Below are 25,429 nucleotides of genomic sequence, written 5' to 3' on the forward strand. Positions count from 1 at the left end.
AGCGGCCTCAGCGGCCCCAGCGGCCCCGGTCCCCGGCCGGTCCCGAACCCGGCCCCGTCCGGCCCGTCCGCCGCGGGCCCTCACCCCCGCACGGCCCATCACCGTCCAGTTTGCCCAGGTCAGGGCGATTGTCAGTGGGTGGGTGCACGATGGACGCATGGTCAGCTCCGCACACCGAGCCCTGGACGGCTTCTCCCCCGCGACCCGCGGCTGGTTCACGGGGGCCTTCTCCGCGCCCACCGCCGCCCAGGCGGGCGCGTGGCAGGCCATCCGTGCGGGTTCGGACGTGCTGGTGGTCGCCCCGACCGGCTCGGGCAAGACGCTGGCCGCGTTCCTCGCCGCCCTGGACCAGCTGGCCTCGACGCCTCCTCCGGCCGACCCGAAGAAGCGTTGCCGAGTGCTGTACGTGTCCCCGCTGAAGGCCCTGGCCGTCGACGTGGAGCGCAATCTGCGCAGCCCGCTGACCGGCATCCGCCAGGAGTCGGTGCGGCTGGACCTGCCCGAGCCCGAGGTCAGGGTCGGCATCCGCTCCGGCGACACCCCGGCCGCCGAGCGCCGCGCCCTGTCCACCCGCCCGCCGGACATCCTGATCACCACCCCCGAGTCGCTGTTCCTGATGCTGACCTCGGCCACGCGCGACGCGCTCACGGGCGTGGAGACGGTGATCCTGGACGAGGTGCACGCGGTCGCCGGCACCAAGCGCGGCGCGCATCTCGCGCTGTCCCTGGAGCGGCTGGACGAGCTGCTCCCGAAGCCGGCCCGCCGGATCGGTCTGTCGGCGACCGTGCGCCCGGTGGACGAGGTGGCCCGTTACCTGTCCCCGCGCCGCAAGGTGGAGATCGTCCAGCCGGAATCCGGCAAGGAGTTCGACCTCTCCGTGGTCGTCCCGGTCGAGGACATGGGCGAGCTGGGGGGCTCCCCGGCCACCGACGCCGCCGAGGGCGGGGAGCGGCCGTCGATCTGGCCGCACGTGGAGGAGCGGATCGCCGACCTGGTCCAGGCGCACCGGTCCACGATCGTGTTCGCCAACTCCCGTCGCCTGGCGGAGCGGCTGTGCAACCGGCTCAACGAGATCGCGTACGAACGGGCGACCGGCGAAGCGCTGGGCGAGCACCACGCCCCCGCCCAGCTGATGGGCGGCTCGGGCGCGGCCCAGGGCGCGCCGCCGGTGATCGCCCGCGCGCACCACGGCTCGGTCTCCAAGGAGCAGCGCGCCCTGGTCGAGGAGGACCTGAAGGCCGGCCGGCTGCCCGCGGTGGTGGCCACCTCCAGCCTGGAGCTGGGCATCGACATGGGCGCCGTCGACCTCGTCGTGCAGGTCGAGTCCCCGCCGTCGGTCGCCTCCGGGCTCCAGCGGGTGGGCCGGGCGGGACACCAGGTCGGTGCCGTCTCGACCGGTGTCGTCTTCCCGAAGTACCGGGGCGACCTCGTCCAGGCGGCCGTGGTCACCGAGCGGATGCGCTCGGGCGCCATCGAGTCGCTGAAGGTGCCCGCGAACCCGCTGGACGTGCTCGCGCAGCAGCTGGTGGCCATGACGGCGCTGGACACCTGGCAGTTCGACGACCTGCTGGCCGTGGTCCGTCGCGCGGCCCCGTTCGCCTCGCTGCCCGAGTCGGCGTTCACGGCGGTCCTGGACATGCTCGCGGGCCGCTACCCGTCCGACGCGTTCGCGGAGCTGCGCCCGCGCGTGGTGTGGGACCGCGTGGCCGGCACGGTCACCGGCCGCCCGGGCGCCCAGCGCCTGGCCGTCACCTCCGGCGGCACGATCCCGGACCGCGGTCTGTTCGGGGTCTTCCTCGCCGGCTCCGACCCCAAGAAGGGCGGTGGCCGGGTCGGCGAGCTGGACGAGGAGATGGTCTACGAGTCCCGGGTGGGCGATGTCTTCACGCTGGGCACGAGTTCCTGGCGGATCGAGGACATCACGCGTGACCGGGTCCTGGTCTCGCCCGCGCCGGGCGTGCCGGGCCGGCTGCCCTTCTGGAAGGGCGATCAGCTGGGCCGCCCGCTGGAGCTCGGCCGGGCGGTGGGCGCGTTCCTGCGCGAGGTCGGCTCGCTGCCCCGCGACGACGCGCGGCTCAGGCTGCTGGCGGCCGGCCTGGACGCGTGGGCGGCGGACAACGTGCTGTCGTACCTGAGCGAGCAGCGCGAGGCCTGCGGTCACATCCCCGACGACCGCACGATCGTCGTGGAGCGGTTCCGCGACGAGCTGGGCGACTGGCGGGTCGTCGTGCACTCGCCCTTCGGCGCCCAGGTCCACGCTCCCTGGGCGCTCGCCCTCGGCGCCCGCCTGTCCGAGCGGTACGGCATGGACGCGCAGGTCATGCACGCCGACGACGGCATCGTGCTGCGCCTGCCCGACGCCGACCTGCTGGGCCTGGACCTGCTCGACCAGGAGCCGGCGAAGGCCGGCACCCCACTCGACGTGCCGGTCGACAGCGAGCAGGCCCCGGTCGGCGCGGCGGACGTCGCATTCGACAAGGGCGAGGTCGACCAGATCGTCACCGACCAGGTCGGCGGCTCGGCACTGTTCGCCTCCCGGTTCCGCGAGTGCGCCGCCCGCGCGCTGCTGCTGCCGCGCCGCACCCCCGGCAAGCGCACTCCGCTGTGGCAGCAGCGCCAGCGGGCCGCCCAGCTGCTCCAGGTCGCGAGCGAGTTCGGCTCGTTCCCGATCGTCCTGGAAGCGGTCCGCGAATGCCTCCAGGACGTCTTCGACGTCCCCGGGCTGGTCGAGCTGATGGGGGACATCGAGGCCCGCAAGGTGCGCCTGGTCGAGGTCACCACCCCCGAGCCGTCCCCGTTCGCCCGCTCCCTGCTCTTCGGGTACGTCGCCCAGTTCCTGTACGAGGGCGACTCCCCGCTGGCCGAGCGCCGCGCCGCCGCGCTGTCCCTGGACTCGCGGCTGCTGGCCGAGCTGCTGGGCCAGGCGGAGCTGCGCGAACTGCTCGACGCCGAGGTGCTGACCGAGCTGGAGCGCGAGCTGCAGTGGCTCACCGAGGACCGCCGGGTCAAGGACGTCGAGGGCGTCGCCGACGTGCTGCGGCTGCTCGGCCCGCTGACCGACGCGGAGCTGGTGGCGCGGGGCGCGGATCCCGAGTGGGCGCGGGAGCTGGCCGGGGCGCGCCGGGCGATCAGGGTGCGGATCGCGGGCGCCGACCACTGGGCGGCCGTGGAGGACGCGGGCCGGCTGCGCGACGCGCTCGGCACGGCGCTGCCGGTCGGTGTCCCCGAGGCGTTCACCGAGCCGGTCAAGGACCCGCTGGGCGACCTCCTCGCTCGGTACGCCCGGACGCACGGCCCGTTCACCGCGGCCACCGCGGCGGCCCGGTTCGGGCTGGGCGTCGCGGTCACCGAGGGCGCCCTGCAGCGGCTGGCCGCGGCCGGCCGGGTCGTCCAGGGCGAGTTCCATCCGGCCGGCATCGGCCAGGAGTGGTGCGACGCGGCCGTGCTGCGCCGCTTGCGCCGCCGTTCCCTGGCGGCCCTGCGGCACGAGCTGGAGCCGGTGCCGCCCGCCGCGCTCGCCCAGTTCCTGCCGCAGTGGCAGCACATCGGCAGGGGCCACGAGCTGCGCGGTGTCGACGGTCTGGTGCGGGCCGTCGAGCAGTTGCAGGGCGCCTCCGTGCCCGCCTCCGCGCTGGAGAGACTGGTCCTGCCCTCCCGGGTGGCCCACTACACGCCCTCGATGCTCGACGAGCTGACCGCCGCGGGCGAGGTGGTGTGGGCCGGCGCGGGCGCCCTGCCCGGCAAGGACGGCTGGGTCTCCCTCTATCTGGCGGACGCGGCCCCGCTGCTGCTGCCCGCGCCGCACCCGCTGGAGCTGACCGCGCTCCACCAGTCCGTCCTGGACGCCCTCTCCGGCGGGTACGGCCTGTTCTTCCGGCAGATCGCCGACCAGGTCCGCGCCACCACCCACCCGGAGGCGACCGACCCCCAGCTGGCCGACGCCCTGTGGGACCTCGCCTGGTCCGGCCGGCTGACCAACGACACCCTCGCGCCGATGCGCGCCCTGCTGGGCTCCGGCCGTACGGCGGGCTCGACCGCGCACCGCGCCAGGCGTGCCGTGCCGCGCGGGCGCTACGGCTCCCTGACGGCCGCCGCGCGCACCGCCTCCCGGACCGGCCCGCCGACGGTCGCGGGCCGCTGGTCGCTGTTGCCGGCGGCCGAGCCGGACGCCACCGTGCGCGCGCACGCGCTGGCCCGCACGCTCCTGGACCGGCACGGCGTGGTCACCCGGGGCGCGGTCGCCGCGGAGGGCGTCGAGGGCGGTTTCTCCGCGGTGTACCGGGTGCTGTCGGTGTTCGAGGAGAGCGGCCAGACCCGGCGCGGCTATGTGGTGGAGGGGCTGGGCGCGGCCCAGTTCGCGATGGACGGTGCCGTGGACCGCCTGCGCGCGGTGGCGAACGCCCGCGAGCGCACCGAGGGCCTGCCCGCCCCGGCCGACCGGAACGGTTTCGGCACCCCGGGCCCGGCGAACGGCTTCGGCCCCGCGGGAACCCCGAGCGGCTTCGGTTCCCCGGGCTCCGCCGACGGCTTCGCCGGGCACGACTTCCCCGACCCGTTCGGCGTACCCCGGGAAGCCGGCACGACCCACCGCCCCGACGGCACCCCGCACGCCCACGCCGTCGCTCCCGGCCCCTTCGACGGGGCCGACGGGGGCTTGCCCCACCCCGGTGCGGACGACGATTTCGTCTGGCCGCCGGACGACCGCGCCGGTGCCGACGGCGACCCGTTCCCGTCCGGCGCCCTCGCGGACCCGTTCGCCTCCCCCGGCTACGGCGGCCCCCGCGGCGGCAGCCCTGCGCACGGCCCGGGCGCCTCCCCCGGCAGAGCCCCGTACCGCGCCCCCGGCGGCCACGGCCGTACGGGTCCCGCCGCCCCCGGCTCCCGTGCCGTGGTCCTCGCCGCGGCCGACCCCGCGAACGCCTACGGCTCCGCGCTGCCCTGGCCGGAGCCGCCGGCCGGTGCCGGGCACAAGCCGGGCCGGAAGGCGGGTTCACTGGTGGTTCTGGTGGACGGCGAGCTGACGCTCTACATGGAGCGCGGCGGCAAGACGCTGCTGGCCTGGCCGATCGCCCCGGACACCGCCGCGGCGGACGACCCCCGTCTGCGTGCGGCGGCCGAGGCGCTGGTCACGGCGGCCCGCGCGGGCTCGCTCGGCACGGTCACGGTGGAACGGATCAACGGCGCCCAGGCCCTGTCCTCCCCCATAGGCGCCCTCCTGGAGGCGGCCGGGTTCGTGGCGACACCGCGCGGCCTGCGCCTGCGACCGTGACGGCGGCCCGCGCGACCGCCCGGCCCGGCCCGGAGCGCCCTCGGCCCGCACCGCCCGGCCCGGCGGCCCGGCGCGGGCCGGAGCCCGCGTGGCAGGCTTGAGGCATGCCCGAAGGTGACACGGTCTGGCAGGCCGCGCGGCGGCTGCGCGAGGCCCTCGCGGGCCAGGCGCTGACCCGCAGCGACTTCCGCGTGCCCAAGTACGCGACGGTCGACCTGGCCGGCCGTACGGTCCTGGACACCGTCTCGCGCGGCAAGCACCTGCTGACCCGCTTCGAGGATGGCCTGACCCTGCACACCCATCTGCGGATGGAAGGCGCGTGGAAGGTGTACGGCACGGGCGAGCGCTGGCGGGGCGGGCCGGCCCACCAGATCCGGGCCGTCCTCACCACCGCCGACCGGGCGGCCGTCGGCTACCGCCTCCAGGTCCTGGAACTGCTGCGCACGTCGGACGAGGAGCGGGTCGTCGGCCACCTCGGTCCCGATCTGCTCGGCCCGGACTGGGACCCCGAGCGCGCCCTGGCCAACGTCCTGGCGGACCCCGCCCGGCCGCTCGGCGAGGCCCTGCTGGACCAGCGCAACCTGGCCGGCATCGGCAACGTCTACAAGAGCGAGCTGTGCTTCCTGCTCGGTGTGACTCCGTGGCTGCCCGTCGGCGCGCTCCCCGCCGACCGCGCCGAGAAACTGCCCGGCCTGGCCAAGCGGCTGCTGGAGGCGAACCGCGACCGTCCGGTCCGGCAGACCACCGGCGTGCACCGGCACGACCTGTTCGTCTACGGCCGCGCGCCCCGGCCGTGCCTGCGCTGCCGTACCTCCGTGCGGGTGGCCGACCAGGGCGACGGTTCCCAGGAACGCCCCACCTACTGGTGCCCCACCTGCCAGCCGGGTCCCGCCCCGGCACCGGGCTCCCCGCAACGCTGGCGGGAGAAGTACCCCCGCCGCCCTCGCACGCCCTGACCGACGACCCCGGTGGCGCACCGATGACGCGCACGACACCGCCAGGCCGGGCCGGCGGACCGGACGGCGTCGCGCACGCGGTGCCGTACCCGGCACCGGACCCTCGCGATGCCCTACGGGCCAGGGACTTCCCCCGAACGGGAACGGGCCGATGCCCCGGTGATGTCTCCGGCCCGCCAGGCGGCCCCCCAGCGCCCCGTCGGCACGGCGCCGGTCGCGCGTGCCTTGGGCACACAGTGCACGGGCAGCAGACTCAGCCCCCAGCCACCGGCCGCGACGGCCGCTTCCAGCACGCCCGAGCCCTCCCCCACGGCGAGCCGCAGCACGGCCCACCACCACAGGACCCCGAGCCCGAGCGCGGCCCCCCAGCGCACTGTGCGTCCCGCCATGCCCGCCATCACCTCCAGCCGGACGCTAGACCGTCGCCCGCCCCGCGCGGGAGGCGCACCACGGGCTCACCGGTGCACCCCCGTCCCACACCGTGGGACGCCCGGGCCGTCCGCGCTACGCGTTCTCCGCCTGGAACATCCAGTGGTGCTTCTCCAGATCCGCGGTGATCGCGATGAGGAGGTCCTGGGAGACCGGGTCGGGTGCCTCGGTCGCGGTCACCCGCTCCCGCATCCGCGTGATCACCGAGCCCAGCGCGTCCACCATCGCCGAGACCGCGTCCGTGTCCTTGATCCAGCCCGCCGGAGCCGGCTTGATGCCGCTGCCGGAGGCCACCGTGGCCGCGCGGCCGTCGGGCGGTACGCCCAGCGCGGACGCCCGTTCGGCCACCGTGTCGGAGTGGGCGCGGGCGGAGGCGACGACCTCGTCCAGCTGGAGGTGGATGGAGCGGAACCGGGGGCCGACGATGTTCCAGTGGATCTGCTTGCCGGTCAGCGACAGGTCCAGCAGGTCCACGAGGGCACCCTGGAGCGCCTCGGACACGACCTTCCGGTCCGCGTCGGCCAACGGGCTCTTCACGACGTACATCCGTTTCCTCCGGGTGCTTCGGCGCCGTCACGTCCTTCCCACGATGACCGCACCGCGCAACCCCGGCAAACGGGAGATTCAAGGACAAAACCACTACAGGCAGACGAAAAGCCCCGGCCGGGCTGTCCGGAGGGATCCGGAGAGGCCCGGCCGGGGCCTCGTTCGTTCTCGGGGCCGTCAGGCCGCGCGGGCGAACCTCACGCGGCGACCACGTCCGCGGGCGCCTTGATGGTCACCCGTTCCGGTGGCACACCGGTCACCGACACGGAACCCAGCATCGGCCGGACCGGCGCGGGCACGGGCTCGGTGGCCCGGGCGGACTGGGCCAGTTCGGCGAGCGCCAGCTCGTCGCTCACTTCCCGCATGAGTTCCGACATCCGTACGTCCAGCGCGTCGCAGATGGCGGCGAGCAGCTCGGAGGAAGCCTCCTTCTGCCCCCGCTCCACCTCGGAGAGATAGCCGAGTGAGACTCGGGCGGACGAGGAGACTTCGCGCAGAGTACGGCCCTGGCGTTGGCGCTGCCGACGCAGCACGTCACCCAGCAGGCGACGGAGCAGAATCATCGGTGGCTCCCTCCTCGGACCGCGTAGCCGCATCCTTCTCGCCCCACCGTACCGCCTTGCGCCGCGGCCGTGCGGGGAGCGATGTCGTGTTCACTCAGGGCTGCAAACATCAAAACCCCCCGTTCCGTTCCGTATCCTGTGCCCGCTCATTCCCAGTCTGTTCGCCCGCAAGCTGCTCCAGGAGCACTGCGAGTACGCTCCGTACACTCTCCATACGAATTTCCGCACGGCCGCCGTTCAACCGCAGCGCCCGGACTTTTCCGCCACCGGCAGAACCGGACCGGCCGCCGAAAGGTCCGTCCACGGCCACGAAGACCGTGCCGACGGGCTTGCCGTCCTGCGGATCGGGGCCCGCTACTCCGGTGGTCGCGATGCCCCAGTCGGCACCGAGAAGCGTGCGCACTCCGGCCGCCATCTCGCCCGCGACCTGCGGATCCACCGCACCGCGCTGGGCCAGCAGGGTGCCGTCGACGCCGAGCAGCCCGTGCTTGAGTTCGGTGGCGTAGGCGGTGACCGAGCCCCGGAACACCCGGGACGCCCCGGGTACCCCGGTGATCTCCGCCGCCACCAGGCCACCGGTCAGCGACTCGGCGACGGCAAGGGTCTCGCCCCTCACGGTCAGTAGTCGCACCAGTTCGGTGGCCTGGGAGCTCACGCGTCCTTCTCCTCCAACGCCGCCGCGCGCTCGGCGATTCCCCGCCGGCGCAGCACAATGGCTTGTCTTACGTAGTCGAGGCCTGTCACGACCGTCAGGACGACCGCCGCGGCCATCACCCAGAACCTCAGGGTGGCCAGCCATCCCGTCAGCGCCAGGACGTACATGCCGACGGCCACGCCCTGGGTGAGGGTCTTCAGCTTGCCGCCGCGGCTCGCGGGGATCACGCCGTATCTGATGACGAGAAAACGCAGCAGGGTGATGCCGAGTTCCCGGCCGAGGATCACGGCCGTCACCCACCACGGCAGATCGCCCAGGGCCGACAGGCAGATGAGCGCCGCTCCCATGATCGCCTTGTCGGCGATGGGGTCGGCGATCTTCCCGAAGTCGGTGACCAGGTTGTACGTGCGCGCCAGATGCCCGTCGAACAGGTCGGTGATCATGGCGATGGCGAAGGCGGCCCAGGCCAGCGAGCGCCAGGCCGGGTCGTAGCCGCCGTCCGCCAGCATCAGCGCCACGAAACCGGGCACCAGCAGCAGCCGCAGCATGGTGAGCAGATTGGCGACGTTCCAGACACTGGCCTGATTGACGGCCGCGGCCGTGATCTTGCCGCCGCGGGCGGCCTTTCCGCCCTCGTCGGCGGGACCAGAAGCAGAACCGGAGACCTCGGACCGGGCGCCGTCGGCGGCGGCGGACCCCCGGGCGCGGTGCGCGCCGGAGGAGCCACCCGCGGCGGATGCCGGGACTCCGGTCATCTGCCCGCCTCCTCACTACACGCGAGCGAGCCGGTCAGCGGCTCGGCCACCAGGTCGACACCTTCCGTACCGACCACCTTCGCCTCGACCATACGTCCGACGGTCAGGCCCTCGCCGCTCGTGAGCAGCACCTGGCCGTCGGTCTCCGGCGCCTGGTGCGCGGCGCGGCCGTGAACGCCCTCCTCCTCGTCGACCGACTCCACCAGGACGTGCACGGTCTCGCCGACGCGCTCCTCGGCACGCTGCGAGACGAGTTCCTCGGCCAGCCGGGAGATGTGGGCCAGGCGCTCGGCGACGACGTCCTCGTCCAGCTTGCCGTCGTACGTCGCCGCCTCCGTGCCCTCCTCGTCGGAGTAGCCGAAGACTCCGATGGCGTCCAGCCGGGCGCCGGTCAGGAAGCGCTCCAGTTCGGCGAGGTCGGACTCGGTCTCGCCGGGGAAGCCGACGATGAAGTTGGAGCGCACACCGGCTTCGGGGGCCTTGCTCCGGATGGTGTCCAGCAGCTCCAGGAACCGGTCGGTGTCGCCGAAGCGGCGCATGGCGCGCAGCACGTTCGGCGCGGAGTGCTGGAAGGACAGGTCGAAGTACGGGGCGACCTTGGGCGTCGAGGTCAGGACGTCGATCAGGCCGGGGCGCATCTCGGCCGGCTGGAGGTAGCTCACCCGGACCCGCTCGATGCCGTCCACGGCGGCCAGCTCCGGCAGCAGGGACTCCAGCAGGCGGATGTCGCCCAGGTCCTTGCCGTAGGAGGTGTTGTTCTCGGAGACCAGCATGATCTCCTTCACGCCCTGCCCGGCCAGCCAGCGGGTCTCGTTCAGGACGTCGCTCGGGCGGCGGGAGATGAAGGAGCCGCGGAAGGACGGGATGGCGCAGAAGGAGCAGCGCCGGTCGCAGCCCGAGGCGACCTTGACCGAGGCGACCGGGGAGCCGTCCAGGCGGCGGCGCAGCGGCGCGCGGGGCCCGGAGGCGGGGGCGACGCCCTCCGGCAGGTCGGCCGGGGCGTGGCCGGGCAGCGCCACGGACGCGGCCGATTCCTGTCGCTCGGCCGGGCTGATCGGCAGCAGCTTGCGCCGGTCGCGCGGCGTGTGGGAGGCGTGGATGCCGCCGGACAGGATGGTCTGCAGACGGTCGGAGATGTCGGTGTAGTCGTCGAAGCCGAGCACGCCGTCGGCCTCGGGGAGCGCCTCGGCCAGTTCCTTGCCGTACCGCTCGGCCATACAGCCCACCGCCACGACGGCCTGGGTTCTCCCGTGGCCCTTGAGGTCGTTGGCCTCCAGCAGGGCGTCGACGGAGTCCTTCTTCGCGGCCTCCACGAAGCCACAGGTGTTGACCACGGCGACGTCGGCGTCCGCGGCGTCGTCCACGAGTTGCCAGCCGTCCGCCTCCAAACGGCCTGCGAGCTCCTCGGAATCGACCTCGTTACGAGCGCAGCCGAGAGTGACGAGTGCGACGGTACGGCGTTCAGGCATGTGCTCAAGACTACTTTGTCTCGCCGACAGCCCACGTCGACGGGGTTGGCCGGGGCCGGCCGACTCCGTCACATCCCGCGGGGCGCGGCCGGTCAGCCCGCCACGGGGTCGCCCTTGGTGTAGGTGAGGCGCTCCACGGCGCCGGGCCGGAAGGTGTCCTCGATCTTCTTGCCGTTGACGTACAGCTCGATCGCGCCCGCGTCGCCGAGGATCAGGTTGATCTTGGAGCTGTCCTGGAAGGTCTTGGACTGACCCTGCTTGAGCAGCCCGTCGAAGAGCATCCGGCCGTTGTGGTCCTTGGCGGAGATCCAGCTGCGTCCGTTGGGCGCGCTGACCTGCACGGTCACCTTGTCCTGGGGGGCGGCGGCGATGGCGCTGTCGGAGGGCTCGCCGGCCGGTTCGGCCGGCTTGTCCTTCTTCGGTGTCGCCGAGACGCTCGGGCCGGCGCCGGACGGTCCGCCCTCGGCGATCTGGGACTTGGAGTCGCCGGAGGAGCCGCCGCCCTTGAACGCGGTGAACCCGACGAAGCCGATCACGACGACGATCGCGGCGACCATCGCCGCCGTCCAGTTCGGGCCGCGCCGCTCGGGCCGGATCCGCTCCGCCTCGAACAGCGGCGCGGCGGGGGTGGGCTCGGGACGGCCGCCGTGCTCGGCGTCGTACTGGTCGATCAGCGGCTCGGGGTCGAGGTGGACGGCCCTGGCCAGCGTGCGGATGTGCCCGCGGGCGTACACGTCGCCGCCGCAGGGGGCGAAGTCGTCCGCCTCGATGGCGCGCACGATGGCGATACGGACACGAGTGGCGGTGCTGACGTCGTCCACGGTCAGCCCCGCCGCGATCCGTGCCTGCTGCAGGACACGGCCCACGGACGGTCGGGCTTCCTGGGACTGGTCTCGGAACGGACGCTCGTCTTCAGGGGAGTTGCCGATGGACACGGGGGCGCCTTTCGAGCGTGTAGCCACCTGTGCTGGAAGCTCAGTCTAGGGGGGTGACGAAAGGGTGGGGCAACCGGACGGTATGACTTTGTACGCCAGGGGACCGGCACGACATGCCGATGGTCGGACAAGCAGGTACCCCAGGGCGAGGCCCTTACCTGACCTTTCGCTCAACTGGACGTACGGCAAACCCAAACGGTTGCCTCCTGCGCCCTAACGGGTGGGTCACGGCCGCTCGGCCACCCGGCGCAACCCGGCTGGGCCGAACGGCCGTGCGCGTCACCCTTCGGTCTCCCCGCGGATCAGGGCGAGCACGCCGTCCAGGTCGTCCGGTTTCACCAGGACGTCCCGCGCCTTGGAGCCCTCGCTCGGCCCCACGATGTTGCGGGACTCCATGAGGTCCATCAGCCGCCCCGCCTTGGCGAAGCCGACGCGCAGCTTGCGCTGGAGCATGGACGTCGACCCGAACTGGGTGGAGACGACCAGCTCGGCGGCCTGGCACAGCAGGTCGAGGTCGTCGCCGATGTCCTCGTCGATCTCCTTCTTCTGCTTGGTGCCCACGGTGACGTCGTCCCGGAAGACCGGCGCCATCTGCTCCTTGCAGTGCCGGACGACGTCCGCGACCTCCTCCTCGGTCACGAACGCGCCCTGCATCCGGGTCGGCTTGTTCGCGCCCATCGGCAGGAACAGGCCGTCGCCCTTGCCGATCAGCTTCTCGGCGCCCGGCTGGTCGAGGATGACCCGCGAGTCGGCCAGCGAGGAGGTGGCGAACGCCAGCCGGGAGGGCACGTTGGCCTTGATCAGACCGGTGACCACGTCGACCGACGGGCGCTGGGTGGCGAGCACCAGATGGATGCCGGCCGCGCGCGCGAGCTGCGTGATGCGCACGATGGCGTCCTCGACGTCCCGCGGGGCGACCATCATCAGGTCGGCCAGCTCGTCCACGATCACCAGCAGGTACGGATACGGCTGGAGCTCGCGCTCGCTGCCCGGCGGCGGCTCCACCCTGCCCTCGCGCACCGCCCGGTTGAAGTCGTCGATGTGCCGGTATCCGTAGGCGGCCAGGTCGTCGTACCTGAGGTCCATCTCGCGGACCACCCACTGCAGCGCCTCGGCGGCCCGCTTGGGGTTGGTGATGATCGGCGTGATCAGGTGCGGGATGCCCTCGTAGGCGGTCAGCTCGACGCGCTTGGGGTCGACCAGGATCATCCGGACGTCCTCCGGGGTCGCCCGCATCATCACCGAGGTGATCAGGCAGTTGATGCACGACGACTTGCCGGAGCCGGTGGCGCCGGCGACCAGCATGTGCGGCATCTTCGCCAGCGAGTGCATGACGTACCCGCCCTCGACGTCCTTGCCGAAGGCGACCAGCATCGGGTCGTCGTCCTCGGCGGACTCCGCGAGGCGCAGCACGTCGCCGAGGTTGACCATCTCCCGGTCGGTGTTGGGGATCTCGATGCCCACCGCGGACTTGCCCGGGATGGGGCTGATGATCCGCACGTCCGGGCTGGCCACCGCGTAGGCGATGTTCTTGGTCAGCGCGGTGATCCGCTCCACCTTCACGGCGGGGCCCAGCTCGACCTCGTAGCGGGTGACCGTCGGGCCGCGGGTGAAGCCGGTGACGGCCGCGTCGACCTTGAACTCGGTGAAGACCTGGGTGAGCGAGGCGACGACCGCGTCGTTGGCGGCGCTGCGCGCCTTGCCGGGGCCGCCGCGCCGGAGCAGGTCCAGGGAGGGCAGCGCGTAGGTGATGTCCCCGGACAACTGGAGCTGTTCCGCGCGCGCGGGCAGGTCACGGGGGGCCTCGGGGGCCTTCTTGGTCAGGTCGGGTACGGCCTTGGTCAGATCGGGTACGGCCGCGGGCTCGGGCTTCTCCCGCTTCGGACGGGCGGCGGGCACCGGCGCGGGCGCCGGGGCGGAAGCGGGGACGGGCACCGGGGCGGTGTCCTCGCGCTCGCCCGCGCCCACCCCCTGGGTGAGGTCGGCGACCAGCGGGGAGGGCGGCATGCCGTGCAGCACGGCACCGTCCAGCGCGGCGGCCGCCGCCGCGGCGACGTCCACGGCGTCCGGGTGGCGCTGGGGATCCGGCTGGGGCACGGCGGAGCGCCTGGGGCGTCCGCGGCGCTGCGCGAGGGCCGCTGTCTCGGCGCCGTCGGGGTCGTACGCCTGGGGAGCGCCTGCGCGCCTGCGCGGACGCGCCGGCGCCGCCTCCCGCCACTGCTCGTCGTAGGCCTCCTCCTCGGCGGCGAACCGGTCCGCCTCGTGGTCGTGCAGCACGCCCAGGAGGACGCCGAGCCGCCGCAGCCGCTGCGGGACGGCGTTGACCGGGGTGGCGGTCACCACGAGCAGCCCGAAGATCGTCAGCAGCACCAGCAGGGGCACGGCGAGGACCTCGGTCATGGCGTACGTCAGCGGGGTGGCCGCCGCCCAGCCGATGAGGCCGCCGGCGTCCCTTATGCCCTGCATGCCGGCGCTGCGGGCGGGTGAGCCGCAGGCGACGTGGACCTGGCCGAGCACGCCGACGACGAGCGCCGAGAGGCCGATCACGATCCGTCCGTTGGCCTCCGGCTTCTCCGGGTGGCGGATGAACCGTACGGCGATCACCGCGAGCAGTATCGGCACCAGCAGGTCGAGCCGGCCGAAGGCGCCGGTGACGAGGATCTCCACCAGGTCGCCGACGGGGCCCCGCAGGTCCGCCCAGGTGCCCGCGGCGACGATCAGCGCGATGCCGAGCAGCAGCAGCGCGACGCCGTCCTTGCGATGGGCCGGGTCGAGGTTCTTCGCGCCCTGCCCTATGCCGCGGAAGACGGCGCCGACGGCGTGCGCGAGGCCCAGCCAGAGGGCGCGCAGCACTCGGTAGACGCCCCCGGTGGGGCTGGGCGCCGCCTTCGGCGGCGCGGGCCTCTTCCCCACGGCCTTCTTGGCGGGCACCTTCTTGACGGGCGCCTTCTTGGCCGGGGCCTTCTTCGCGACGGCCTTCCTCGCCGGAGCCTTCGCGGGAGCAGCCGTCTTCTTGGCGGGCTGCTTCTTGGCTGCGGAGGGACGTGAGGCCATGGGTGTGAGGTTACCGGGGGAGACGACAGCGGACACGTGTGCCCACAGCTTCACCCGTTCGTGTCGTGCCTGTCAGGGAGGGAAATTGACGCGCCCTCATCCGCACGTGCGGAACGGGCTCGGTCAGTTCTGCGACGGCACCGCCGCACCGCCACCGCTCGTGCCCGGCTCCAAGGCGTCCAGAGCGCGGCGCAAACCGGTGAGTTTGCGCTCCAGATGGGCCGCCGTGGCCACCGCCGCCGCGTCCGCGGAGTCGTCGTCCAATTGCTTGGACAGCGCCTCCGCCTGCTCCTCGACCGCCGCGAGCCGCGCCGACAGCTCGGCGAGCAGCCCGGCCGACTCCTTGCCGGCCGCCCCGTCCCTGCCGCCGCCCTCCAACTGGAGCCGCAGCAGCGCCGCCTGCTCCCTCAGCTGGCAGTTCTTCATGTACAGATCGACGAAGACGGAGACCTTCGCGCGCAGCACCCACGGGTCGAACGGCTTGGAGATGTAGTCCACCGCGCCCGCCGCGTAACCCCGGAAGGTGTGGTGCGGGCCATGGTTGATGGCCGTGAGGAAGATGATCGGGATGTCTCTCGTCCGCTCCCGCCGCTTGATGTGCGCGGCCGTCTCGAAACCGTCCATGCCCGGCATCTGGACATCCAGCAGGATGACCGCGAAATCGTCCGTGAGCAGTGCCTTGAGCGCTTCCTCCCCGGACGATGCCCGCACCAGCGTCTGATCGAGCGCCGAGAGGATCGCCTCCAGCGCCAGCAGATTCTCCGGCCGGTCATCGACCAGGAGGATCTTGGCCTTCTGCACCATGGCCCGCCCTCCTCGCCCCGGCGGTACACCGGGCGCCGCCCCAGGGGACGACTCCCTTTCGCCGCCCGTCCTTGTGCCGGTCATCGTAGCCGCACCCCGCCTGTCGCCACACCCTGTCACCGCGATGTCACTGTGCACGTACCGGAAACGCGGCGGGATCCCGGATGGTTCCCGGAATCCGGGATTCCCGCGTGTTCCCCGGCCCCCATCATGCAGCAGCTCCCCGCGCGCGCCGCGGGTCCCCCGGCGTCCCGGCGCGCCCCGGCGCGCCACCCCGCCCGGCTCACGCCGGCCTCATCCACTGGCGCATCACCGACAGCAGGTGATCGGGGTCGACCGGCTTGGTGACGTAGTCGGAGGCGCCCGACTGGATCGCCTTCTCCCGGTCGCCCTTCATCGCCTTCGCGGTGAGCGCGATGATCGGCAGGCCCGCGAACTGCGGCATCCGGCGGATCGCCGTGGTCGTCGCGTACCCGTCCATCTCGGGCATCATGATGTCCATCAGCACCACCGCCACGTCGTCGTGCTGCTCCAGGACCTCGATGCCCTCCCGGCCGTTCTCGGCGTACAGCACCGACAGGCCGTGCTGCTCCAGGACACTGGTGAGCGCGAACACGTTGCGGATGTCGTCGTCGACGATCAGCACCTTCTCGCCGCCGAACCGCACCGCGGGCTGCGCGGGCTGCTCCTGCTCGGGGACGGCCGTCCACTGCTCGGTCCGCTGCGTCTCCTGGGGCAGGGCGCGCCGCCGGCGCCGGAACAGCGCGGCGGGCCCGTTCTGCGTCTCCTGGTACGACTTCACCTCGGCCGGCGTCTCGATCTCCACCGCGGACAGCTCCGAGGACAGCCGCGCCTCGGAGGCGACCAGGTCCCCGGCCTCCAGGGCGGGCGCGGACTGCTGGTAGCCCTGCGGCGGCAGCTCGCTCATGTGCAGCGGCAGGTAGAGCGTGAACGTGGAGCCGCGCCCGGGCTCGCTCTGCGCGTGGATCTCACCGCCGAGCAGCTGCGCGATCTCCCGCGAGATCGACAGCCCGAGACCGGTGCCGCCGTACTTGCGGCTGGTGGTGCCGTCCGCCTGCTTGAACGCCTCGAAGATCACCCGCATCTTGCTGGCCGCGATGCCGATGCCGGTGTCCGTCACCGAGAAAGCGATCAGCTCGCCGTCCGGATCGGCCAGTGAACCGGCCTCCAGCAACTGCTCCCGGATGGAGTCCGGCACGTCCGCGCCGGCCGGCCGGATCACCAGCTCCACCGAACCGGAGTCGGTGAACTTCACCGCGTTGGACAGCAGGTTGCGCAGCACCTGCAACAGCCGCTGCTCGTCGGTGTGCAGGGTCGCCGGCAGCTCCGGGGAGACCCGCACGGACAGGTCCAGGCCCTTCTCCGCGGTGAGCGGCCGGAAGGTGGCCTCCACATAGTCCACGAGCTGGACGAGCGCGATCCGGGTCGGGGAGACGTCCATCTTGCCCGCCTCGACCTTCGACAGGTCCAGGATGTCGTTGATCAGCTGGAGCAGGTCGGAGCCCGCGCCGTGGATCGTCTCGGCGAACTCCACCTGCTTCGGCGAGAGATTGCCCTCGGCGTTGTCCGCGAGCAGCTTCGCCAGGATCAGCAGCGAGTTGAGCGGGGTGCGCAGCTCGTGCGACATGTTGGCGAGGAACTCGCTCTTGTAGCGCATCGACACCGCGAGCTGCTCGGCGCGCTCCTCCAGGACCTGCCGGGCCTCCTCGATCTCGGTGTTCTTCACCTCGATGTCCCGGTTCTGCCGGGCCAGCAGCTCGGCCTTCTCCTCCAGTTCGGCGTTGGAGGCCTGCAGCGCCTTCTGCCGGTTCTCCAGTTCGGCCGACCGCTCCCGCAACTGCTCGGTCAGCTCCTGCGACTGCTTGAGCAGCTTCTCGGTCTTGGTGTTGACCGAGATGGTGTTGACGCTGGTCGCGATCATCTCGGCGATCTGGTTGAGGAAGTCCCTCTGGATCTGCGTGAACGGCGTGAACGACGCCAGCTCGATCACACCGAGCACCTTGCCCTCGAACAGCACCGGCAACACGATCACCTGCGCGGGCGGGGCCTCGCCGAGCCCGGAGGAGATCTTCAGATAACCGCTGGGCGCCTTGTCCACCAGGATCGTGCGCTTCTCCTGGGCGGCCGTGCCGATCAGCGCCTCACCGGGCCGGAACGACGTCGGCATGGAGCCCATCGAGTAGCCGTACGAGCCCAGCATCCGCAGCTCGTAGTCGTCCTCGCCGTTGCCGACGCCCTTGCCCTCCATCAGCGGCATCGCCAGGAAGAACGCGCCGTGCTGCGCGGACACCACCGGCGTCAGCTCGCTCATGATCAGCGAGGCCACGTCCTCCAGGTCCCGGCGGCCCTGCATGAGGGAGGAGATACGGGCCAGGTTGCCCTTGAGCCAGTCCTGCTCCTTGTTGGCGATCGTGGTGTCGCGCAGGTTGGCGATCATCTTGTTGATGTAGTCCTGCAACTCCTGGATCTCGCCGGCCGCGTCCACGTTGATCTTCAGATTCAGGTCGCCCCGGGTCACCGCGGTCGCCACGCGCGCGATGGCCCGCACCTGCCGGGTCAGGTTCTCGGCCATCTCGTTCACGGACTCGGTCAGGTCGCGCCAGGTGCCGTCCACGTCACGCACGCGTGCCTGGCCGCCCAGCTGCCCCTCCGTGCCCACCTCGCGGGCCACGCGCGTGACCTCCTCGGCGAAGCTGGACAGCTGGTCGACCATCGTGTTGATCGTCGTCTTCAGCTCCAGGATCTCGCCCCGGGCGTCAATGTCGATCTTTTTCGTCAAGTCACCCTTGGCGATGGCCGTGGTGACCATGGCGATGTTGCGCACCTGGCCGGTCAGGTTGGACGCCATCTGGTTCACCGACTCGGTGAGGTCCTTCCAGGTGCCGGCCACGCCCGGGACATGCGCCTGGCCGCCCAGGATGCCGTCCGTGCCCACCTCGCGGGCCACCTTGGTGACCTGGTCGGCGAACGAACTCAGCGTCTTGACCATCGTGTTGATGGTGTCGGCGAGCTGCGCCACCTCGCCGCGCGCCTCGATCGTCACCTGCCGCGTCAGGTCGCCGTTGGCGACGGCCGCGGCCACCTGCGAGATGTTGCGCACCTGCATGGTCAGGTTGTTGGCCATCAGGTTGACGTTGTTGCTGAGGTCCTTCCAGATGCCCGTGACGCCCGGCACGTGCGCCTGACCGCCCAGGATGCCCTCGGTGCCCACCTCACGGGCCACCCGGGTCACCTGCTCGGCGAAACTCGAGAGCTGATCGACCATCGTGTTGACCGTCGTGACGAGTTCGAGGATCTCGCCCTTCGCGTCCACAGTGATCTTCTTCGACAGATCGCCCTTCGCGACCGCCGTCGTCACCTCGGCGATGTTGCGCACCTGGATCGTCAGGTTGTTCGCCATGAAGTTCACGGACTGCGTGAGGTCCTTCCAGGTGCCGGAGACCCCCTGCACCTCGGCCTGACCGCCGAGGATGCCCTCCGTACCCACCTCACGGGCCACCCGCGTGACCTGGTCGGCGAACGACGACAGCTGGTCCACCATCGTGTTCAGCGTGTTCTTCAGCTCCAGGATCTCCCCGCGCGCGTCCACGGTGATCTTCTGGGAGAGGTCACCGCGCGCCACCGCGGTGGCGACCTGCGCGATGTTGCGCACCTGCGCCGTCAGGTTGCCCGCCATGCCGTTCACGGAGTCGGTCAGGTCCCGCCACACACCGGCGACACCGGGCACCTGCGCCTGACCGCCCAGGCGCCCCTCGGTCCCCACGTCCCGCGCGACCCGCGTCACCTGGTCGGCGAAGGCGGACAGCTGATCGACCATCGTGTTGATCGTGTTCTTCAGCTCGAGGATCTCGCCGCGCGCGTCCACGTCGATCTTCTGCGACAGGTCACCGCGCGCCACCGCCGTCGTCACCTGCGCGATCTGCCGCACCTGCGACGTCAGGTTGCCGGCCATGAAGTTGACGGAGTCCGTCAGCTCCTTCCACGTCCCCGAGACGCCGTCCACCCGGGCCTGACCGCCCAGCCGGCCCTCCGTACCCACGTCCCGGGCCATCCGCGTCACCTGGTCGGCGAAGCTCGACAGCTGGTCCACCATGGTGTTCACGGTGTTCTTCAGCTGGAGCATCTCGCCCGAGACGTCCACGGTGACCTTCTGCGACAGATCACCGTTCGCCACCGCCGTCGTCACCTGCGCGATGTTGCGCACCTGACCGGTCAGGTTGCGGAACGCGGTGTTGACGGAGTCCGTCAGGTCCTTCCACGTGCCCGCCGCGCCCGGCACCTGCGCCTGGCCGCCCAGCTCGCCCTCGACACCGACCTCCCGCGCGACCCGGGTCACCTCGGCACCGAACGCCGACAGCTGGTCCACCATGCCGTTGACGGTGTTCTTCAGCTCCAGCATCTCGCCGGCCACGTCCACGGTGACCTTCTGCGACAGATCACCGTTGGCCACGGCGGTCGTCACCGTCGCGATGTCCCGCACCTGCGTCGTCAGGTTCCGGAACACCGTGTTGACGGAGTCCGTCAGGTCCTTCCACGTACCGGCCGCGCCCGGCACGTTCGCCTGCCCGCCGAGCCGTCCCTCCGCGCCGACCTCGTTCGCCACCCGGGTGACCTCGTCCGCGAAGATCCGCAGCGTCTCGGTCATCTGGTTGATCGTCTCGGCGAGCCGCGCCACCTCGCCCCGCGCCGGAACCGTCACCTTCTGCGACAGATCACCGCTGGCGACGGCTGTCGTCACCTGCGAGATCCCCCGGACCTGCGCGGTCAGGTTGCCCGCCATCGTGTTGACGGAGTCGGTCAGCTCCTTCCACACGCCGGCCACCCCGGGCACCTGCGCCCGGCCGCCCAGGATGCCCTCGGTGCCCACCTCCCGGGCCACCCGCGTGACTTCGGAGGAGAAGGCCGACAACTGGTCCACCATCGTGTTGACGGTGTTCTTCAGCTCCAGCATCTCGCCGGCGACGTGCACGGTCACCTTGCGGGACAGATCGCCCTTGGCGACCGCCGTGGTCACCAGCGCGATGTCCCGCACCTGGGCGGTGAGCCGGTCCGCCATCGTGTTGACCGACTCGGTCAGGTCCTTCCACGAACCCGACATCCCGCGCACCCGGGCCTGCCCGCCGAGCTTGCCCTCGGTGCCGACCTCGCTGGCCACGCGCGTGACCTCGTCCGTGAACGTCGACAGCTGGTCCACCAGGTTGTTGACGGTCCGGCCGACCTTCAGGAACTCCCCGCGCAGCGGATGCCCCGTACCGCCGTCCGGCGCCTGTGTCCGCAGCTCCATGCGCGGCGACAGATCACCCTCGGCGACCGCCGTGAGCACCCGGCTGACCTCCGAGACGGGCCAGACCAGGTCGTCCACCAGCGCGTTGGAGTGCTCGATGGCGGCGGCCCAGGAGCCCTCGCAGGCGCCCGTCTCCAGCCGTTCCGTGAGTTTTCCCTCACGCCCCACCATGCGCCGCACCCGCGACAGCTCACCGGTCAGATGCAGATTCCGGTCGGCCACCTCGTTGAAGACGGCCGCGATCTCCGACATCACGCCGTCCCCGGAAACCGTCAGCCGCTTGCGGAAGTTCCCGTCCCGCATCGCCACGAGGGCCGCCAGCAGCCGGTTCAGGGCGGCCGTGTCGACGGTCGTGGTGCCGCCGCTCCTGCCCAGGGACGGTCCGCCTTTCGCGCGCGTCTTCGTGCCTCGCGTCGCCGCGCCAGACTCCACTGTGTCCCTCCCGGAGGGGTAGACCGTTACTGCTGTGCTCGGCCGCTTCGGCCCGGCGTGCCGGTCACCGGCATACCGATCGCGTCCGCGTACCGGTTACTCCTGCGTATGTCCGCCAGACGGGATCCGGCCACACCAAGGGCTGCTGCCCGCCGTGCGGCCGGCACACGCGGCCCGGCCCGACCTTCATCAGAAGCTTGCCCAGTGTTTCACCCCGGCCGAACCCGGCCATAACAGTTCGGCAGCTTCGCACATCGTCCGCACACCCTGAGGGCGTAAACACCGAAGACCGGCATCCGCCCGGACCGCGAAGGTAAGTAACCTTGCATGCGGCTGTCCAGCCGCACCGGTCCGACCGGCCTGGGCGGTGGCACGAGTACGAGCGGGCATCGGAGGGGCGGCCGGACACCATGACCACCGGACTGATCCCCGGGGGGCAGCCCCCGGAGCCACAGCCGACGGGCGAATCGATGCCGCAGCAGCGGCGCGAGCCGCCCGGCGACACAGCCCTGCCTGCCGACAACCGGCCGAGGAGTTCCGTGATCACCGCGCGTGCGGCTGCCAGTTTCGAACCCGTCGGGCGATCGGTCGCGACCGCCCGGTCCTTCGTCCGCGACACCCTCCAGGGCTGGGGATTCGCCGACATCGTGGACGACGCCGTCGTCCTGACCAGCGAACTCGTCACCAACGCCGTCGTCCACGCCGGCACGCACGCGGACGTGCTGTGCCTGCGCACCGAGGACGGCGTGCGCATCGAGGTCTCCGACCGCTACCCCGAGCGCGAGGTCCCCCTCCAGAGCTCCGCGGTCTCCATGGGCAGCCCCGACCGCGAGGGCGGCCGCGGCCTCCAGCTGTGCGCGGCCCTGGCCACCCGCTGGGGCGTCGACTACACCCCCACCCACAAGAACGTCTGGTTCCAGCTCGACCTGCCCGAGCGCCCGGTCGGCACCCGCACCGCGGGACCAGCCCTGCCCGCCGATCTGCTGCCGCTGGCCGACGGGCGGGTCCGCGTCGCCGTCCTCCAGATCGACCGCAAGGGCGGCATCAGCGCCTGGAACGAGGACGCCGAGGAACTGTTCGGCTACCCGGCCTCCGACGTCATCGGCAAGCCCCTGACCGACCTGGCGGCCTGGCCGCACACCCCGGGCACCGGCACCGGCATCGCCGAGGCGCTCCAGCTCTCCCGCTGGGAGGGCACCTACGGCATCCGCCGCTCCGACGGCCGCGTGGCCCAGGTGTACGCCTCCCACCTGCGCGTCCGCGACACCGGCGGCGAACCCTCGACGGTCTGCCTGCTGGTCCGCGACCACGAACGCGCCGTCCTGCAGTCGCCGCCGCGCGTCCCGGCCGGCGACCAGTCCCCGTCCTCCGACGGCCAGAACACCGACCCCTTCGAGGTGTTCATCGGCTCCCCCGCCCCGGACGACCTCGACGGGCTGCTCCAGCGCACCGTGGAACGCGCCCGCGACATGCTCGACGGCGATTCCGCGTTCCTGCTGCTGGCCACCGACGACGAGACGGAACTGGAGGTCCGCGCCTCCACCGGACTGCCCTCCGCCCGCCAGCGCTTCGCGCGCGTGCCGGTCGAGGCGGGCCCCGGCCGCTACGGCTCCGCCCGCATGCCCGCCGTCCACGACGACCTGGCCGCCGTCCCCGGTGCCGTGCCGCTGCTCGCCGGCACCGGCATGCGCTCGGTGGTCACCGTCCCGCTGAAGGTCGAGGGCCGCCTCACCGGCTCCCTGGGCGTCGCCGCCGAAGCGCCCGGCCGGTACACGAACGAGGAGGCGCTGCGCCTCCAGTTCGCCGCCGACCGGATCGCGCTGGCCGTCGAGTCGGCCCGCCTCGGCGAGCTGGAACGGCTGCGCCGCGGCTCGCTGAGCTTCCTGGTGGAGGCCTCCGACCTGCTGGCCGGCACCCTGGACCGGGACCAGACGCTCGCCCTGATGGCCCAGATGACGGTCCCGACCCTCGCCACCTGGTGCGCGGTGTACACGATCGCCGACCAGGCCTCCGAGGCGTATCTGTCGTACGTCCTGCACGAGGACGAGGAACTCATCGACGGCATCAAGTCGTTGCTGGCGAAGATCCCGCCGCCGGACCCGGTGCCGACGCCCGGTGCCCGGGTCTGGACGGCCCCGGGCGAGGTCGCCCACCAGGCGGCCCTGCGCAGCTCCATGCGCAGCCTGGGCCTGTCCGGCGGGCCCACGCACCGGATCGCCTCCGGCATCGGCCCGACGCTCGCCACGGCGTCCGCGGTCGGCGGGGAGACCGTGGTCCTGCCGCTCGTCGCCCGCAACCGCGTCATCGGCATGCTGACCCTCGGCAAGCCCACCGACGAGCACTTCCGCCAGGAGATCCTGGAACTCGCCGAGGACTTGAGCCGCCGGGCCGCCCTCGCCCTGGACAACGCCCGCCTGTACTCGGAGCGCACGGCCATCAGCCAGTCGCTCCAGCGCAGCCTGCTCCCGCCGGGCCTGCCGCAGATCGACGGCGTCGAGGTCGAGGTCATCTACCGCGCCGCGGGCGAGGGCAACGAGGTCGGCGGCGACTTCTACGACCTCTTCCCCATCGGCAACGGCGCGTACGGCTTCGCCATCGGCGACGTCTGCGGTACGGGCCCCAACGCGGCGGCGGTCACCGGACTGGCCCGGCACGCCCTGCGCCTGCTGGCCCGCGAGGGCCTGTCCGGCCCGGCGGTCCTGCAGCGCCTGAACTCCGCGATCCTGGACGAGGGGGACCGCAGCCGCTTCCTGACGCTGCTCTACGGAGAGTTGCGCCCGCAGAAGGACGGCAGCGCCGAGCTGAAGGTGGTCTGCGCCGGTCATCCGCTCCCGCTGCGCCTGCGCCAGGACGGCACGGTGACGGCCGCGGCCGAACCGCAGCCGCTGCTGGGCGTCATCGAGGACCTGGAACTCTACGAGGAGACGGTCACCCTCGACCCGGGAGACGTGCTGCTCTGCGTCACGGACGGGGTCACCGAACGCCGTGAGGGCTCGCGCATGCTGGGCGACGACGGCCTTGCCGATGTCCTCACCACGTGCACGGGGCTGACAGCGGGTGCGGTCGCGGCCCGCATCATGCGCGCGGTCGAACGTTTCGCTTCGGACGCCCCGTCCGACGACATGGCGATTCTGGCAATGCGCGTTCCGGGTATTCACCAGCTGGCGTGAAGAAGCACGAAAAAGGCCCCACCCGGAAGGGTGGGGCCTTTTTCGGCGGAGCCCCCAAACGGAATCGAACCGTTGACCTTCTCCTTACCATGGAGACGCTCTGCCGACTGAGCTATAGGGGCCTGTCGTTTTCGAGGTTTCCCTCGCGGCGACAGAGAAACTGTACCCCGAACCGGCCGCAGTTCCCAAATTCGTTCGGGCCCGGTCAGAAGGCGGGCTGAAGCAGGCCGCCGAGGGCATTGCAGGCGGCGGCCGTCCGCTGCATGTCGCGTTTGGTGAGCGCGGCGTCGACGGGCAGCGCGAGCGTCTCGCCGGCGGCCCGCTCGGTCTCCGGCAACGAGACGCACCGGCGGAAGGCGGGCAGCCGGTGCACGGGCGTCTTCACCGGCACCCGGCACGCCACTCCCCTGGCCCGCAGGGCACGCGCGAAGGCGTCCCGGTCGGGCCGGCCGTTCCCCGGCACTCGTACGACGTACTGCTGGTAGGTGTGCCCGCTCCCGCTGTCCGGCGTCCGGACACCCTTGAGTCTGGCGTCCAGATAGGCGGCCCGCTGCCTGCGCTGGGCTATCTCGTCGTACGGCGCCTCGGACTCGCCCTGCTCCAGCACCAGCAGTCCGTGCCGCCGGCCCAGCGCGTGCAACCGCCGGATGTCGGCCCGCCGTCCGAAGCGGTGTACGACAACGACCGCCGTGCTACGGGGAGTCAGGGCCGCCTCGACCGCTTCCGGAGCGAGGCAGTAGGTCACCGGGTCTATGTCGGCGAACACCGGGAGCGCACCCGCCAGCGCCACCGCCTCGGCGACTTCGACGTTCCCGAAGGCCGGTACGACGACCTCGTCACCGACTCCGACTCCTGCGGCCCTGAGCATCGCTGCAGTTCCCATGCCAGGATGCTGTGCGCGGAACGTGAACGACACGTTACGCACAATGAAAAAAGGCCGGACCCCGAACCGAAGTTCAGGATCCGACCTTTATCAAGAATTGTTCGGCGGCGTCCTACTCTCCCACAGGGTCCCCCCTGCAGTACCATCGGCGCTGTGAGGCTTAGCTTCCGGGTTCGGAATGTAACCGGGCGTTTCCCTCACGCT

Annotated in this window: 14 protein-coding genes, 1 tRNA gene and 1 rRNA gene; 3 read left to right on the plus strand and 13 right to left on the minus strand. The window is 72.0% G+C overall.

Annotated features, from left to right (window positions below; all coding sequences use genetic code 11):
* Nucleotides 1-157 precede the first annotated feature (157 nt).
* Nucleotides 158-5,269, plus strand: a complete 5,112-nt coding sequence (locus tag AB0E62_RS22865) for an ATP-dependent helicase (protein WP_362196653.1) — start codon at nucleotides 158-160, stop codon at nucleotides 5,267-5,269.
* Between the two features lie 104 nt (nucleotides 5,270-5,373).
* Entirely contained in the window at nucleotides 5,374-6,225 is an 852-nt protein-coding gene (locus AB0E62_RS22870; RefSeq protein WP_362196656.1) for a DNA-formamidopyrimidine glycosylase family protein, read from the plus strand.
* Nucleotides 6,226-6,338: 113 nt separating this feature from the next.
* On the opposite strand, the gene AB0E62_RS22875 is transcribed toward AB0E62_RS22870, so the two are convergent.
* The 10 genes from AB0E62_RS22875 to AB0E62_RS22920 all read right to left on the minus strand — a co-directional run bounded on the left by AB0E62_RS22875 (nucleotide 6,339) and on the right by AB0E62_RS22920 (nucleotide 21,172).
* Entirely contained in the window at nucleotides 6,339-6,614 is a 276-nt protein-coding gene (locus AB0E62_RS22875) for a hypothetical protein (RefSeq protein ID WP_362196659.1), read from the minus strand.
* Between the two features lie 115 nt (nucleotides 6,615-6,729).
* On the minus strand, nucleotides 6,730-7,200 hold the full coding sequence (locus AB0E62_RS22880) for a DNA starvation/stationary phase protection protein (RefSeq protein ID WP_362196662.1): 471 nt from the start codon (nucleotides 7,198-7,200) through the stop codon (nucleotides 6,730-6,732).
* A gap of 197 nt (nucleotides 7,201-7,397) precedes the next feature.
* On the minus strand, nucleotides 7,398-7,763 hold the full coding sequence (locus tag AB0E62_RS22885) for a helix-turn-helix transcriptional regulator (RefSeq protein ID WP_362196665.1): 366 nt from the start codon (nucleotides 7,761-7,763) through the stop codon (nucleotides 7,398-7,400).
* Between the two features lie 109 nt (nucleotides 7,764-7,872).
* Nucleotides 7,873-8,418, minus strand: coding sequence for a CinA family protein (locus tag AB0E62_RS22890; protein ID WP_362196668.1), 546 nt, complete (start codon nucleotides 8,416-8,418; stop codon nucleotides 7,873-7,875).
* A complete protein-coding gene (gene pgsA / locus AB0E62_RS22895) occupies nucleotides 8,415-9,173 on the minus strand; it encodes a CDP-diacylglycerol--glycerol-3-phosphate 3-phosphatidyltransferase (RefSeq protein WP_362196671.1) in 759 nt (252 codons plus the stop codon). Before pgsA ends, AB0E62_RS22890 begins: the two co-directional genes overlap by 4 nt.
* Nucleotides 9,170-10,642, minus strand: coding sequence for a 30S ribosomal protein S12 methylthiotransferase RimO (gene rimO / locus AB0E62_RS22900; RefSeq protein ID WP_362196674.1), 1,473 nt, complete (start codon nucleotides 10,640-10,642; stop codon nucleotides 9,170-9,172). Before rimO ends, pgsA begins: the two co-directional genes overlap by 4 nt.
* Before the next feature lie 92 nt (nucleotides 10,643-10,734).
* The gene (locus AB0E62_RS22905) at nucleotides 10,735-11,577 is read right to left on the minus strand and encodes a RodZ domain-containing protein (RefSeq protein ID WP_362196677.1); all 843 of its coding nucleotides are present in this window, start codon (nucleotides 11,575-11,577) and stop codon (nucleotides 10,735-10,737) included.
* A gap of 279 nt (nucleotides 11,578-11,856) precedes the next feature.
* Nucleotides 11,857-14,631, minus strand: a complete 2,775-nt coding sequence (locus tag AB0E62_RS22910; RefSeq protein WP_362196680.1) for a DNA translocase FtsK — start codon at nucleotides 14,629-14,631, stop codon at nucleotides 11,857-11,859.
* Nucleotides 14,632-14,754: 123 nt separating this feature from the next.
* The gene (locus tag AB0E62_RS22915) at nucleotides 14,755-15,435 is read right to left on the minus strand and encodes a response regulator (RefSeq protein ID WP_362196683.1); all 681 of its coding nucleotides are present in this window, start codon (nucleotides 15,433-15,435) and stop codon (nucleotides 14,755-14,757) included.
* A 283-nt stretch (nucleotides 15,436-15,718) separates the two neighbouring features.
* A complete protein-coding gene (locus AB0E62_RS22920; RefSeq protein ID WP_362196686.1) occupies nucleotides 15,719-21,172 on the minus strand; it encodes a HAMP domain-containing protein in 5,454 nt (1,817 codons plus the stop codon).
* Nucleotides 21,173-21,582: 410 nt separating this feature from the next.
* On the opposite strand from AB0E62_RS22920, the gene AB0E62_RS22925 reads away from it, so the two are divergent.
* Nucleotides 21,583-24,342: a SpoIIE family protein phosphatase gene (locus tag AB0E62_RS22925; RefSeq protein ID WP_362196689.1), complete on the plus strand. Its 2,760-nt coding sequence runs from the start codon at nucleotides 21,583-21,585 to the stop codon at nucleotides 24,340-24,342.
* Nucleotides 24,343-24,391: 49 nt separating this feature from the next.
* Here AB0E62_RS22925 and AB0E62_RS22930 read toward each other — a convergent pair.
* The 3 genes from AB0E62_RS22930 to rrf all read right to left on the minus strand — a co-directional run.
* Nucleotides 24,392-24,464 (minus strand) — tRNA-Thr (locus AB0E62_RS22930).
* 83 nt (nucleotides 24,465-24,547) lie between these two features.
* Entirely contained in the window at nucleotides 24,548-25,210 is a 663-nt protein-coding gene (locus AB0E62_RS22935; RefSeq protein ID WP_362196708.1) for a DegT/DnrJ/EryC1/StrS family aminotransferase, read from the minus strand.
* A 114-nt stretch (nucleotides 25,211-25,324) separates the two neighbouring features.
* Nucleotides 25,325-25,429 (minus strand): 5S ribosomal RNA (rrf, locus tag AB0E62_RS22940); the annotation flags it as partial.

This window comes from Streptomyces sp. NPDC038707, assembly GCF_040636485.1.
Taxonomy (GTDB): domain Bacteria; phylum Actinomycetota; class Actinomycetes; order Streptomycetales; family Streptomycetaceae; genus Streptomyces.